The sequence below is a fragment of the Streptococcus timonensis genome (assembly GCF_900095845.1).
In the GTDB taxonomy this organism is placed as follows: domain Bacteria; phylum Bacillota; class Bacilli; order Lactobacillales; family Streptococcaceae; genus Streptococcus; species Streptococcus timonensis.
Genome location: NZ_FMIX01000004.1, coordinates 763,954 through 777,432, shown reverse-complemented (window position 1 = coordinate 777,432; position 13,479 = coordinate 763,954). Strand labels below are relative to the sequence as shown.

Sequence of the window (13,479 nt, the reverse complement as noted above, 5' to 3'; positions counted from 1 at the left end):
ATATATGTCAAAAGAAATCGATATCGAATACTATCACCAATTAGCTTTACAAAAGCAAAAAGAGCATCGTAAATTCCTTGGAAATCTGAAAAAGAAAGCTCCAAAAAACCTAGATAAGATTGCGCTGGAGATTCACAAAGAAGTGTTTGAAGAAATTGATTGTACAGCCTGTGCTAACTGTTGCAAGAGCCTTGGACCGGATTTTAAGGAAGCAGATATCACACGCATTGCCAAGTACTTTAAAATGAAATTACCAGCCTTCGAAGATGAATTTCTACAGGTAGATGAAGATGGTGATAAGATCTTTAAGTCAATGCCATGTCCATTTCTTGGCAGTGACAATCTCTGTTCCATCTATGATGTCCGTCCCAAGGCTTGTAGAGAATTTCCGCATACCGACCGTAAAAAGATTTATCAAATCAATAATCTGACTATCAAAAACACTTTAACCTGTCCAGCGGCCTATCTTTTTGTCGAGAAATTAAGAGAAAAAATAGAGTAAATAGTTTATTTTATAATAAATACCATCCTCAAATTCATTTGCTATTTGAGGATTTTTTGTATATTTATTAATATTGATTGTTTTTGATTTCTAAAAGAAATGAGTTCCAGTCTTAAAGTTTCTTAAACTTTTTCTTAAAGAAAACTGATATAAGGTATCTTTAAGCGATGTTCTGTATAGTTATACCATCGCTAAGAAAGGAGTGCCGGTATGAACTATATAGTAATTCCAGCTTATCAACCTGATAATAAACTTATCAAACTCATCGAAAAAATACACGAAAAGAGTGATTTTCGTATTCTAGTTATCGACGACGGTAGTTCATCAAAGTGCCAAAATATCTTTGATAAAGCAGAACAATATGCTACGGTACTCCGTAACCGAGTGAATCAAGGTAAAGGCCAAGCACTTAAAACGGCCTTTACTTATATCCAACAACAAAATAGCTATGGAACAGTCGTAACGGCAGATGCAGATGGGCAGCATAAGATTTGGGATATTTTCCGTACGGCTAACAAAGCTTCTGAAAATCCTAATAAGCTAATCTTGGGTGTGCGGGCCTTCACAGGTAAAGTACCCCTTCGTAGCCGTTTTGGTAACAGCTTAACTAAAGCTATCTTTAAACTTCAAACTGGAGTAGGAGTAACAGATACACAGACAGGTCTTCGTGCTTTTACTACAAACTTGATACCGTTTATGCTTAAGATTGAAGGCCAACGTTACGAATATGAAATGAATATGTTGCTCGAAGCTACAAAAGAATATGAGATTTTAGAAGTTCCCATTGAAACTGTCTATATTAATGATAATGAGGGTTCACACTTCCGACCAATAAAAGATGGGCTCATGATTTATAAAAATATCTTTAAATTTGCCTTATCATCTCTCAGTAGCTTTGTTGTAGACTATCTTGTTTACGCTATTGCAATCTTGTTTTTACCAACAGCGCCAACAAGTTTCCGAATTTTCCTAGCTAATGGACTAGCTCGTGTGACAAGCTCCATTTTTAACTACTCTACAAATAAAAAACTAGTCTTTAAAAACGACGCTAGCCTTGTAAAAACAGGGATGGGGTACTTTGGTCTAGCGGTCGGACTCTTTGTCTTAGACACGCTACTGATTCGTCTATTCTTTACTGTATTTGGAATTAATCTTCTAATTTCTAAGATTATTGTTGGTATTCTTCTCTTTGCAGTCTCATGGACTGTTCAGAAGAAGATCATCTTTAAGGAAAGGACATCAACTGTATTATGAAATTTTTAAAGAAACCATATGCTTATGCCTCGATTCTCGGTTTACTCTTGACAGGATCGTTTAGTTACTCAATGTTGAAAACTTTTGTACTCGCTGAAACTATTTCGACAGTAGCAACAACTAATACAAGTTCCAATACAGCTCAAGCTAGTCAAGCAGCTAAAACAGCAACAGTAACTAACTCAAGTTATAAGGACGAGAATATCTCTATCAATTTGACTGAAACGACGGTTAATCATACTCAAGTATATGTTGCAGATGTTACAGTAAGTTCATCAGAATATCTAAAAACAGCATTTGCTCAAAACTCATTTGGAACAAACGTAACAGCTAAAACATCTGTCACTGCTGCAGATAATGATGCAATTTTAGCAGTCAATGGCGACTATTACGGTGCCAATTCTTCGGGTTATGTTATCCGTAATGGAGTTGTCTATCGTGATACTGTCCGTGAAAATTCTAATAATGGTGATTTAGCCATTTATAAAGATGGTTCTTTCAAGATTATTTACGAGGATCAGATTTCAGCTGAGCAACTAGTCAAAGACGGAGTTATTAATCTCTTAGCTTTTGGTCCTGCCTTGGTCGAAAATGGTGAAGTAGTAGTAGGAAAAAACCAAGAAGTTGGACAAGCTATGGCTTCGAATCCACGTACAGCTATAGGTATTATCGACGAAAACCACTACATTATTGTAGTTTCTGACGGACGTACATCTGAAAGTGAAGGTCTCTCTTTGTACCAGCTAGCTGAGGTTATGAAATCCTATGGTGCAAAAACTGCCTACAATCTTGATGGTGGGGGATCCTCTACACTTTACTTCAACGGTCAGGTTATCAATAAACCAACGACTGGAGGAAACAAAATTTCAGAAAGGGCGGTGAGTGATATTGTCTACATCGGTTATTAATCCTAACAAAAAACGTTTTAAAAAAACTGCCATCTCTTATACACTAATTACGATTTTCTTCTTTGCTTTTTCTAGAATTTATGAAACATTTAGTTTTGGAGAAACATCTGTCCATATGCACTATTTATTTGCGGTACCTCTTATTGGAGGAATTCTACTAGCAATCTTTCTCAAAGTTCTTCCACATTTCTCTCGTATCAGTCTAAATCTATGGAATTCGGCAGTAGCGATTATTACAGCAGGTACGCTTTTCCGAGGAATTGTCAATTTATCTGGTCGTTCAACTACTCTTGATGCCCCTTACTGGTATGTAGGTATTGCTTTTGCAGTACTAGCTATTCTCTCCATTTTTATACAAAATAATCCTTTGAAAAATACAAAAATATTTACTTAAACTAATCACAAAGAAGTCTATGGTAAGGCATAAATAGTATTAAAAAAACTAGTCGTACAGTTTATGTACGACTGTTTTTTTACGTTTGTTTCTAAAATATTTAAAATAGATTACAAGTTTCTATCTTCCCCAAAAAACGCTTTTATATTTAAAATAATAATGTATAATATAATGGATAATACCCTATTAAAATAATATCTAGGAAAAATATATACAGAAAGACTGTATTTATTAGGAGTTTAGAATGAAAAAAGTAATGCTGATATGTGCGCTTTCCCTGTCGGTAGCAAGTTTTTCGCAATCCACTATTTTTGCTGATGAGTCTAAAGCAGCAAATAAAGATGAACAAGTTACAACATCAGTTATTAGTAGTGAACCTACAGAGCACAAAGAAGAAAATAAAAGTGAGAAGGAAGCTTCACAAACTACTGTAAAACCTGAGCAGGTAAAAGAAGAAAAAAAAGATTCAAAAAAAGAAACTGAGAAAGCTCAACCAAAAGAAAAAGTAACTGAAGTAAAAAAAGAAGGATGGCAACAGGAAAATAGCCAATGGCTTTTCTACGAAAACAATCAGCCTGTGATCAATTGGAAAAAGATTGGTGGAGTCTGGTACTATTTCAATCAAAATGGTGTCATGCTTAGTAATACCATCTTTGATGATTATCTTTTTAGCAAAAGTGGTGCACTAGTTGAGAATTCTTGGATAAAATTAGGTGACAATTGGTTTTATGCTTCTGAAGAAGGTAAAATAGTTAAAAATAAATGGAAGAAGATTTCTGGTGTTTGGTATTATTTCAATCAAGATGGGATCATGCTGAATAACACCATTTACAATAACTATTTATTTAATGCTAGTGGTGCTTTAGTAGAAAATGGTTGGGTAAAACTTTCTGATAAATGGTACTATGGAGATGCTTCTGGTAAAGTAACTAAAAATAAATGGGAAAAAATTAAAGGTGTCTGGTATCATTTTGATACTGATGGCATCATGGAAAGTAGTATCTGGAAAAATAAATATTACCTAAAAAATAGTGGGGCCATGGCCTCAGCTGAATGGGTCTTTGATCAGAAATACAATAGCTGGTTTTATATAAAACCTGATGGAACATACGCTGAAAATGACTGGCAAGGAGCCTACTATCTTAAGTCTGGTGGTTACATGGCCATAAATGAATGGATTTATGATAAAAACTACAGTGCTTGGTATTATTTGAAAGAAAATGGTGCGTATGTAACTGGTACTTATAATATAAAAGGTAAAGATTACACTTTCCAAAGTAATGGAAAATGGATTTCTGACCAATCGTTACATTATAAAGTGAAACCAATTACGGCTTATATTTATAGTGCATCAGGTACTCGTCTGAGCTATATTAACCAAGGTAGTATTGTTACTGTCACTGGTTCTGAAACTCAAAGTGGTAGAATACCAGTTCAAGTTTCAGGATTATCAGGGTATATGAATAAAAGTGACCTAACAGCAGTGAGCGCTAGCAACGAATTCATACCGCACTATACTAGTGATGGTCGCTATGTATATCATGAATTATCACCATATACTAGTATTCGAGTTGCGCCTCATCATTCTTCAATGTCAGTTGGTAAAAAATATTATTCAGCAGACGGAATTAGCTTTGACAACTTCTCAATTAATAATCCTTTCCAATTTAGAGATTTAAGTAAACCGACTAATTATACTGCTGAAGAGTTAGATAAAGTATATTCTCTAATGAATATCAAAGGAAGTCGTTTAGCTGGGAAAGGGGCTATTTTTAAGGAAGCTGAAAGACGTTATCAAATTAACGCCCTATATTTAATGGCTCATAGTGCTTTAGAAAGTTCATGGGGACGTAGTCAAATTGCAAAGGATAAGAATAATTTCTTTGGTATTGCAGCCTATGATTCAACACCATACCATTCTGCTAAAAGCTTTGATAATGTTGATAAAGGAATTTTGGGTGCTGCAAAATGGATTCGAGAAAATTACCTAGATGAAGGTAGAACTCACCTTGGGAATAAATCATCTGGTATGAACGTTTTATACGCTTCTGATCCATACTGGGGCGAAAAGATTGCTAGTATCATGATGACTATCAATAGCAAACTCGGCGATAAAGACTAAAATACAAAAACGATAACTAAATCAGTTTAGTTATCGTTTTTTATACTTATTCTAGTTATGATTTTTATTTAAAATGTATAAAAGAAATGCAAAAGGATTTACTTTTAAAGTAAATCCTTTTAATTTTGTAATGATTAAAGACTAAAAAACTAAATCTTATCTTCTATATGCCTAATTATTTTCAGTTTTACGAGTTTTTGCAAGAACGACAATAGACGAAACTAGAACAAGTGAACCAAGAACTGCCATAAGACTTCCTTTTCTCTCACCAGTAAATGGGAGTCCAGGTTTTTCTTCAGTTGTAGTTACTGTTGTTGTAGCAACGTCTGCAGTTGTTGTCGTTGTCTTTCGTTCCTCTGTAGTCATAACAGCAGTCGTAGGTGCCTCAGTAGTAGTTACTGTAGTAGTCGTAGGCGCTTCAGTAGTCGTAACAGTAGTCGTAGGTGCCTCAGTAGTAGTTACTGTAGTAGTCGTAGGCGCTTCAGTAGTCGTAACAGTAGTCGTAGGTGCCTCAGTAGTAGTTACTGTAGTAGTCGTAGGTGCTTCAGTAGTCGTAACAGTAGTCGTTACTGATGTTGTAGTAGGCGCTTCAGTTGTTGTTGGAGCTTCAGTTGTTGTTGGAGCTTCAGTTGTTGTTGGGGCTTCAGTTGTTGTAGGAGCTTCAGTTGTTGTTGGGGCTTCAGTTGTTGTAGGAGCTTCAGTTGTTGTAGGAGCTTCTGTTGTTGTAGGAGCTTCTGTTGTTGTAGGTTCTTCAGTCGTAGTTGTAGTTGTTGTAGTTGTAGTTGTAGTTTCTTCTTTTGGATTCACAATCGTTTTTGTTACTGAATGATCAGCTCCAAAATCTTCAACGTTAACTTCAGTATCTGCTTCTTTGATGATATAACCTGATGGTGCTTCAACTTCAGTAATGATGTATTTATCTCTTAACAGTTTGCCAACAGCAATATTACCATTATCATCTGATACAAACTCACCAATAACTTGATTGTTAGCTTGACGAACTACTTTAAATTTAGCACCCTTAAGTGGTTGATTCGCCTCATCTACTTTATGGATATTGATTGAGTAAACATAACCAAGACCAGCACCACCAGCAATTTGAACTGCAGCAGCGTTAATTGCATTCTTGTTTTCAATACCTAGACCTTTAAGCGTTGCTTCATTTTTCAAAACTTCTCCATCTACAGGGTCATAATTTAGACGAACGTTATAAGAAATACGATATTGGTCTTCTTCTGTAATATCACCCAATTCAACAATGAAGGACTGACCATCTTCGCTAATTGTAATCTTATGTTGGTCAGTTACGTCAACGCGATTTGAGAATACCCATTCACCGGTTTCATAAGAGAATTTACCCTTAATAATTTTAATGCTATCTTTTTCGTATGAAGCATTGGTAAATTGTAAGTGGTCCTCAATCGTCACACCTTTGATGTTTTGTTTTGTACGATTGACTGAAATCGTGTATTGGACTTCTCTTTTGTCATTCTCGTTAACCCAGCTAGTCTTTGATAAAAGATAAGGATTACCATCACCTATACCAGTAAATGAAACTTTACCCGCAATTTTTGTTTCTTTGTTAATAGTGATTTCTACTGGGATTTCTCCTTGTTGAGGATGTTTTTTGAAATCGACACGAGCATAGAAGAAGAAAGAGCCTTTTGTATCGTTATGTTTTTCAACATAATCCGTATAAGTTAAAGAAATTGACTTGTTATCCGCACTTACTTTAGCGTAAGCGATAATCTCATTTGTATTGATATCACGAATTTCGAATGATTGTGTATTAATCACCAAAGCGTCTGGTACAGTCATAACAGTTGTATCCCCTGTTTTGACATCTTTTCCAGTTAAATCAAAATTTGCATTGATACGGAATGTAGCCCATTGTTTTAATTCCCAGTCTAGAACTCCGCCTTCATTATTTGATACCTTAACATTTTGGATTGTGTCAACAAACTTTCCAGATACTGAAACTTCGGTAGTTTCTGCAAAAGTTTTACTCAAACTAAATACGAAAATAGTTGTCAATACAAAGATCAAAAATGAGAAAATACTAAACTTTTTCTTTTTGTTCATTATGTACACCCTTCTAATAAATTTAAGATAGTTTTTAAATATAATATACAATAGCGTCAATCAGAAACTGAAAGACGAGTTAGTCATATAGGTTGATTTTATAGACAAACCTTAACAAGCCTCCTCCTAGTCTAACACTAAAACTCCCCTACAGCGTGAATTATATCACAATAAAAAGCGTAGGGCAAATAATAACATAAAATAGTAAGATATTTCCGATAAATTCTAAAAAATAATAAAAAGATTGTTCATTTTTTACAAACTTTTAAAAAATTTTTACCTACATTGAGTTAAAAATTTAGTTAGGATATGAACTAAGTTTTAGAAATAAGGTATTCAATATGATATACTTAGAGCTAAGGATTGTTAATGCATTTTAATAATCATTATTTAGAAACTTTAGGATACTATTCTTATGACTTACAAATTTTTACTCTTCGATTTAGACCACACATTACTTGATTTTGATAGTGCAGAGGATATAGCCTTAACTCAACTTTTAAAAGAAGAAGGAGTAGTGGATATCAGAGCATATAAAGATTATTATGTACCTATGAATAAGACTCTCTGGAAGGATTTAGAACAGAAGAAGATCACAAAACAGGAATTAGTTAATACACGATTTTCAAAATTATTCGCTCATTTTGGAATTGAAAAGGATGGCCAATACTTAGCTGAACGTTATCAGTTGTTCTTATCAAAACAAGGTCAAATTTTTCCTGGGGTTGAAAATCTATTAAAAACTTTGATTAATGACGGCTATGAACTCTATGTTGCGACAAATGGAATAACCTATATCCAGACAGGTCGTATAGATCATTCTGGTATTGCACCATTTTTCAAGGAGATCTTTATTTCAGAACAACTTCATACTCAAAAACCAGATACTGAGTTTTATGAGAAAATCGGGGCTCTAATCCCTAACTTTTATAAAAACGACGCCCTTATGATTGGTGATTCTTTATCAGCTGATATTCAAGGGGGAAATAATGCTGGTATTGATACGGTTTGGTATAATCCCTACCATTTAGAAAATAATACACAAGCCCATCCAACTTATGAAGTTGACTCTTATCAAGCTTTGCTAGAACTCTTAGATAAACTGTAAAAAGCGGTTTAGATAGCCACTTTTTGCTATAATAGAGGCAGTATAGATGAAGGAGATAGCAATGCAACACTCATCTTGGCATAAATTGATTAAGCAAGAACTTCCTGAAGGTTATTTTACTCAGATTAATCATTTTATGGAGCAAGTATATAAAAATGGAACTGTATATCCACCAAAAGATAAAGTTTTTCAAGCTCTTTTGACAACTCCTCTTGAAGAGGTTAAAGTAGTGATTCTTGGTCAGGATCCTTATCATGGTCCTGGTCAGGCTCAAGGTTTGAGTTTTTCTGTTCCAGATAATATTCCAGCACCTCCTTCCTTGCAAAATATTCTAAAGGAACTTGCTGATGATATTGGTCTCAAAACTTCACATGATTTGACTTCTTGGGCGGAGCAAGGGGTTCTTTTGTTAAATGCCTGTCTTACAGTTCCAGCTGGACAATCCAATGGTCATGCCGGTCAGATTTGGGAGCCTTTCACTGATGCAGTGATTAAGGTTGTCAATAATTTAGATAGACCAGTAGTATTTGTTCTCTGGGGTGCTTATGCACGCAAGAAAAAATCATTGGTAACCAATCCTAAGCATTTGATTATCGAATCAGCCCATCCAAGTCCCTTATCCGTTTACAGAGGATTTTGGGGTTCCAAGCCTTTTTCCAAGGTTAATACATTCTTAACAGAGACAGGACAAGAGCCAATTGATTGGCTTAGATAAGGAGAGAATATGCCCCAGTTAGCGACGATTTGCTACATTGATAATGGAAAAGAACTGCTCATGCTTCATCGCAATAAAAAGCCTAATGATGTCCATGAAGGAAAATGGATCGGTGTAGGTGGAAAGTTAGAGCGTGGAGAAACTCCTCAAGAATGTGCTGCCCGCGAAATTTTAGAAGAAACAGGATTGAAGGCTAAGCCAGTTCTTAAAGGTGTAATTACTTTTCCAGAGTTCACGCCAGGCTTAGACTGGTATACCTATGTATTTAAGGTAACTGAGTTTGAAGGAGAGTTGATTGACTGTAATGAAGGAACCTTAGAATGGGTTCCTTATGATGAGGTTTTAAGCAAACCGACTTGGGAAGGGGACCATACTTTTGTCGAGTGGCTCTTAGAGGATAAGCCTTTCTTTTCAGCCAAATTTGTTTATGATGGTGATAAATTATTGGACACTCAAGTGGATTTTTACGAATAAAGGAGAAAGAAGATGCTACTAATTAAAAATGGTCGAGTAATGGATCCTAAGTCTGGTTTGGATCAAGTGTGTGATGTATTGGTTAAGGATGGAAAGATTCACAAAATTGCACCACAAATTAGTGAAGAAGATGCAGAGGTCATTGATGCAACTGATCATGTAGTTGCACCCGGTTTGGTTGATATTCATGTTCATTTCCGTGAACCTGGTCAAACACACAAGGAAGACATCCATACGGGGGCACTCGCTGCCGCTGCAGGTGGATTCACAACTGTTGTGATGATGGCTAATACTAATCCAACCATCTCTGACGTAGAAACCTTACAAGAAGTTCTTCAGTCAGCATCTAAGGAAAAAATCAATGTCAAAACTGTAGCAACTATCACCAAGAACTTTAATGGCCAAGACTTAACTGATTTTAAAGCTCTTTTAGAAGCTGGAGCTGTAGGTTTTTCTGATGACGGCATTCCGCTTGAAAGCAGTAAAGTTGTCAAGGAAGCTATGGAAGAGGCTAAAAAACTCAACACTTTTATCAGCTTACACGAGGAAGATCCTGGCTTGAATGGAATTCTCGGTTTCAATGAAAACATTGCTAAAGAACACTTCCATATCTGTGGGGCAACAGGAGTTGCTGAGTATGCTATGATTGCACGTGACGTTATGATTGCCTATGCAACAAAAGCTCATGTTCATATTCAGCATTTATCTAAAGAAGAAAGTGTTAAAGTAGTAGAGTTTGCTCAAGGTCTAGGTGCCCAGGTAACAGCAGAAGTAGCTCCCCAACATTTCTCTAAAACTGAAGCTCTTCTCTTGACCCAAGGAAGCAATGCAAAAATGAACCCACCTTTACGATTGGAATCAGACCGCTTGGCTGTTATCGAAGGACTAAAATCTGGAGTCATTTCCGTGATTGCAACCGATCACGCGCCTCACCATGTAGATGAGAAGAATGTCGAGGATATCACTAAAGCACCATCAGGTATGACCGGACTTGAAACTTCTTTGTCACTTGGTTTAACTTACCTAGTAGAAGCTGGAGAATTAAACTTGATGCAGTTGTTAGAAAAAATGACAGTAAACCCAGCAAAATTGTATCATTTTGAAGCAGGTTATTTGGCTGAAAATGGTCCAGCTGATATTACCATCTTTGATGATAAAGCTGACCGAATTGTAGACACACATTTTGCTTCAAAAGCAGCTAATTCACCATTTATCGGTGAAGAGTTAAAAGGTCAAGTCAAATATACTATCTGTAAGGGACAAATCGTTTACCAAGCAGATTAAAACTTTATATAGATATTCTTACTATTTACCATTAATATTCTATTGATAACTAGAAAGAGTAGGTATGTATTCAACACAAAATAAAAAAGAAAAAATTCTCTTATTTTTAAAAATCTTTTTTCCAATCTTGATTTATCAATTTGCTAACTATTCTGCATCATTCATAGATACAACCATGACTGGGCAATATGATACGCTTAATTTAGCTGGTGTCTCTATGGCGACGAGTCTTTGGAATCCCTTTTTTACATTTTTAACTGGAATTGTCTCTGCTTTGGTGCCAATTATTGGACAGCATCTTGGTCAGGGTAAAAAGAATGAAGTTGCATCAGATTACTATCAATTTATGTATTTGTCCCTTGGCTTGTCTCTCATTCTTTTTGCCTTGGTATTTTTAGCAGCTCCAGTAGTTCTTCAAAATATGAGCTTAGAGTCTGCTGTTAAAGATATAGCAATTCGTTATTTACGCTTGTTAGCCATTGGTATCATCCCACTTTTACTATTCAGTGTAGTACGTTCACTTCTAGATTCCTTAGGATTGACAAACCTTTCCATGTACTTGATGCTTCTCTTACTTCCTCTAAACAGCGGATTTAATTATTTATTAATTTATGGTAAATTAGGATTTCCAGAGTTAGGTGGAGCAGGGGCAGGATTAGGAACTTCACTAGCTTACTGGTGTGTCCTATTCATTTCTCTTTACGTTTTACAAAAACAAGAGAGGCTCAAGGAGTTTAAACTGAATCAATTATCTCCTTTAAATCTAGAAAAGATAAAGGAAGGGATTGTCTTAGGATTACCAATCGGTGGTACTGTTTTTGCAGAAGTGTCTGTCTTTTCAGCTGTTGGCTTAATAATGTCAAAATTTTCATCTTTCATTATTGCCAGTCACCAATCAGCCATGAACTTTTCTAGTTTAATGTACGCATTTCCTATGAGTATTTCTACAGCTATGGCAATCGTAGTCTCTTACGAAGTTGGTGCAAAACGATTTAATGATGCTAAACAATACATACGCATAGGTCGTTTACTAGCATTCGTTTTTGCTGGCTTAACTCTTTCTTTTCTTTATTTGTATAGAGAAGCAGTAGCAGGACTTTATGGCCAAGATCCAGATTTTATCGCCCTAACAGCTAATTTTTTAACCTATAGTTTATTCTTCCAACTAGCCGATACATTTGCAGCTCCTCTTCAAGGTATTTTACGTGGGTACAAGGATACTGTAATTCCATTCTATCTTGGTATTCTAGGATACTGGGGAGTAGCAATCCCCCTTGGTTTAGCTTTAGATTTTTATACCTCATTAGGAGCATATTCTTATTGGATTAGTTTGATTGTAAGTTTAATTATAAGCGGTATTCTGTATCAATGGCGTTTGAAATACATTCTAAAGATTATTTCTCAACAAAATGATTTCAATCAAATAGACAATTATAAACTAAAAACCCTAAACTAAGTTTAGAGTTTTCGTAATTTAAATTATGTAAAGTTTATAAACTGTCTAAAGCATTTTTTTGTTCATCATTTACGATATGGGTATATAAATCCGTGACTTGCGTGCTTGCATGTCCAAGTTGATGGCTGACCAAAACCTGTGATTTGGTTGCATCATATAGTCTAGTTGCGAGTGTATGGCGAAGTTTATGAGGAGTAACACGGACTTTGAAGTCTTCAGAATACTTGGCCACCATTTTTTCTACACTAGAAGCATCAATTCGATTAGGAACACCACGATAAAGGGTTAGAAAGAGGGCTGTATCTTTTTTTTCTGTTTTATATCTTTTATCTCGAATAGCAAGATATTGTTCAAGATATGGTTTTGCAAAGGCAGCAATATTAACTGAGTCTCGTTTTCCACCTTTTCTTGTTACATCAATGACCATCATTTTAAGGTTCAAATCTCTTATATCAAGATTAACTGCTTCAGATAAACGAACTCCTGAGGCCAAAAGTAAGGCAATAATAGCTAAATCACGCTCTTTATTTTTATTAAATGAAGATAATGCTCGATTTGAGAGACTTTTAGGATATTCCAGGTCTATATAATTTAAAAAACCTTCAGTTTCATCCCCAAGAAATAGTTTTTGCTTAATATTCTCAGCTCTAGCTGCTAAGGTTTCTTTCTTTTTCTTAGTAGCAACCTTTTTCATGACATTTCGGTAAAAATAAGGTTCCCCTTGTTCATTTTCAACCTCTTCAGTCAAGTACTTATAGAGACTAGAAAGGGCAGAAAGGGTACGGTTAATGGTTGTTTGAGATACACCTTGTTTAGTTGTATTAGCATTAAGTAAGGGACGTTCACGTAAATATAGGATAAAAGACTCTAAATCTTTTTTGGTTAAATTCTCCAAAACCGATAAAGGAATATTGGCCATAGAATCAGCATCTGAGATACCAGACTCCAGGACCCAGGTAAAAAAACGATCGTATTCTTTTAAGTATTCGTATAAGGTTGTAAAACTGTATGGAATAGCTAGTTTAGATTGATAGTATTCCAAAACGTACCAAGGCATGATTTGTTTAAGTTTATCGATTCGTTCCAGCAAAATCTCACGTTTCATGTTTTTCTCCAAATCTTTCTATACGAGTAGTATAGCATATTTAGATATATTTTTCAAGAAAATTATAGTTTTTCG

Annotated in this window: 12 protein-coding genes; 10 read left to right on the top strand and 2 right to left on the bottom strand. The window is 35.3% G+C overall.

Annotated features, from left to right (window positions below):
* The first annotated feature begins 4 nt into the window (after positions 1-4).
* The 5 genes from BQ2679_RS07410 (at position 5) to BQ2679_RS07390 (ending at position 5,180) form a co-directional block, all read left to right on the top strand.
* The gene (locus BQ2679_RS07410; protein WP_075567585.1) at positions 5-502 is read left to right on the top strand and encodes a YkgJ family cysteine cluster protein; all 498 of its coding nucleotides are present in this window, start codon (positions 5-7) and stop codon (positions 500-502) included.
* 210 nt (positions 503-712) lie between these two features.
* On the top strand, positions 713-1,756 hold the full coding sequence (locus BQ2679_RS07405; protein WP_075567584.1) for a bifunctional glycosyltransferase family 2/GtrA family protein: 1,044 nt from the start codon (positions 713-715) through the stop codon (positions 1,754-1,756).
* Entirely contained in the window at positions 1,753-2,664 is a 912-nt protein-coding gene (locus BQ2679_RS07400) for a phosphodiester glycosidase family protein (protein WP_075567583.1), read from the top strand. The genes BQ2679_RS07405 and BQ2679_RS07400 overlap by 4 nt, the downstream gene beginning before the upstream one ends.
* Positions 2,639-3,058, top strand: coding sequence for a hypothetical protein (locus BQ2679_RS07395; protein WP_075567582.1), 420 nt, complete (start codon positions 2,639-2,641; stop codon positions 3,056-3,058). The genes BQ2679_RS07400 and BQ2679_RS07395 overlap by 26 nt, the downstream gene beginning before the upstream one ends.
* Positions 3,059-3,302: 244 nt before the next feature.
* Positions 3,303-5,180, top strand: coding sequence for a glucosaminidase domain-containing protein (locus BQ2679_RS07390; protein ID WP_075567581.1), 1,878 nt, complete (start codon positions 3,303-3,305; stop codon positions 5,178-5,180).
* Between the two features lie 171 nt (positions 5,181-5,351).
* Here BQ2679_RS07390 and BQ2679_RS07385 read toward each other — a convergent pair whose 3' ends face one another.
* The gene (locus BQ2679_RS07385; RefSeq protein WP_075567580.1) at positions 5,352-7,262 is read right to left on the bottom strand and encodes an LPXTG cell wall anchor domain-containing protein; all 1,911 of its coding nucleotides are present in this window, start codon (positions 7,260-7,262) and stop codon (positions 5,352-5,354) included.
* A gap of 415 nt (positions 7,263-7,677) precedes the next feature.
* Between BQ2679_RS07385 and pynA the strand changes: the two genes are divergently transcribed.
* The 5 genes from pynA to BQ2679_RS07360 all read left to right on the top strand — a co-directional run bounded on the left by pynA (position 7,678) and on the right by BQ2679_RS07360 (position 12,299).
* The gene (pynA, locus tag BQ2679_RS07380) at positions 7,678-8,370 is read left to right on the top strand and encodes a pyrimidine 5'-nucleotidase PynA (RefSeq protein WP_075567579.1); all 693 of its coding nucleotides are present in this window, start codon (positions 7,678-7,680) and stop codon (positions 8,368-8,370) included.
* 61 nt (positions 8,371-8,431) lie between these two features.
* On the top strand, positions 8,432-9,085 hold the full coding sequence (locus BQ2679_RS07375) for a uracil-DNA glycosylase (RefSeq protein ID WP_075567578.1): 654 nt from the start codon (positions 8,432-8,434) through the stop codon (positions 9,083-9,085).
* Positions 9,086-9,094: 9 nt separating this feature from the next.
* Positions 9,095-9,559 (top strand): NUDIX hydrolase, encoded by a 465-nt coding sequence (locus BQ2679_RS07370; RefSeq protein ID WP_075567577.1) that lies wholly within the window; start codon positions 9,095-9,097, stop codon positions 9,557-9,559.
* 12 nt (positions 9,560-9,571) lie between these two features.
* The gene (locus BQ2679_RS07365; RefSeq protein ID WP_075567576.1) at positions 9,572-10,843 is read left to right on the top strand and encodes a dihydroorotase; all 1,272 of its coding nucleotides are present in this window, start codon (positions 9,572-9,574) and stop codon (positions 10,841-10,843) included.
* Between the two features lie 64 nt (positions 10,844-10,907).
* Positions 10,908-12,299, top strand: a complete 1,392-nt coding sequence (locus BQ2679_RS07360) for an MATE family efflux transporter (protein ID WP_075567575.1) — start codon at positions 10,908-10,910, stop codon at positions 12,297-12,299.
* 34 nt (positions 12,300-12,333) lie between these two features.
* Here the strand turns inward: BQ2679_RS07360 and xerS are convergent, their stop codons facing one another.
* Positions 12,334-13,404: a tyrosine recombinase XerS gene (gene xerS / locus BQ2679_RS07355; RefSeq protein ID WP_075567574.1), complete on the bottom strand. Its 1,071-nt coding sequence runs from the start codon at positions 13,402-13,404 to the stop codon at positions 12,334-12,336.
* Positions 13,405-13,479 lie beyond the last annotated feature (75 nt).

What these genes read in the sequence shown, in the direction of transcription:
- BQ2679_RS07370 (WP_075567577.1), top strand. Translation starts at nt 9,095, where the DNA reads ATGCCCCAGTTAGCGACGATTTGCTACATTGATAATGGAAAAGAACTG.
- BQ2679_RS07410 (WP_075567585.1), top strand. Translation starts at nt 5, where the DNA reads ATGTCAAAAGAAATCGATATCGAATACTATCACCAATTAGCTTTACAA.
- BQ2679_RS07405 (WP_075567584.1), top strand. Translation starts at nt 713, where the DNA reads ATGAACTATATAGTAATTCCAGCTTATCAACCTGATAATAAACTTATC.
- BQ2679_RS07385 (WP_075567580.1), bottom strand. Translation starts at nt 7,262, where the DNA reads ATGAACAAAAAGAAAAAGTTTAGTATTTTCTCATTTTTGATCTTTGTA.
- BQ2679_RS07390 (WP_075567581.1), top strand. Translation starts at nt 3,303, where the DNA reads ATGAAAAAAGTAATGCTGATATGTGCGCTTTCCCTGTCGGTAGCAAGT.
- BQ2679_RS07400 (WP_075567583.1), top strand. Translation starts at nt 1,753, where the DNA reads ATGAAATTTTTAAAGAAACCATATGCTTATGCCTCGATTCTCGGTTTA.
- BQ2679_RS07365 (WP_075567576.1), top strand. Translation starts at nt 9,572, where the DNA reads ATGCTACTAATTAAAAATGGTCGAGTAATGGATCCTAAGTCTGGTTTG.
- BQ2679_RS07375 (WP_075567578.1), top strand. Translation starts at nt 8,432, where the DNA reads ATGCAACACTCATCTTGGCATAAATTGATTAAGCAAGAACTTCCTGAA.
- BQ2679_RS07360 (WP_075567575.1), top strand. Translation starts at nt 10,908, where the DNA reads ATGTATTCAACACAAAATAAAAAAGAAAAAATTCTCTTATTTTTAAAA.
- xerS (WP_075567574.1), bottom strand. Translation starts at nt 13,404, where the DNA reads ATGAAACGTGAGATTTTGCTGGAACGAATCGATAAACTTAAACAAATC.
- pynA (WP_075567579.1), top strand. Translation starts at nt 7,678, where the DNA reads ATGACTTACAAATTTTTACTCTTCGATTTAGACCACACATTACTTGAT.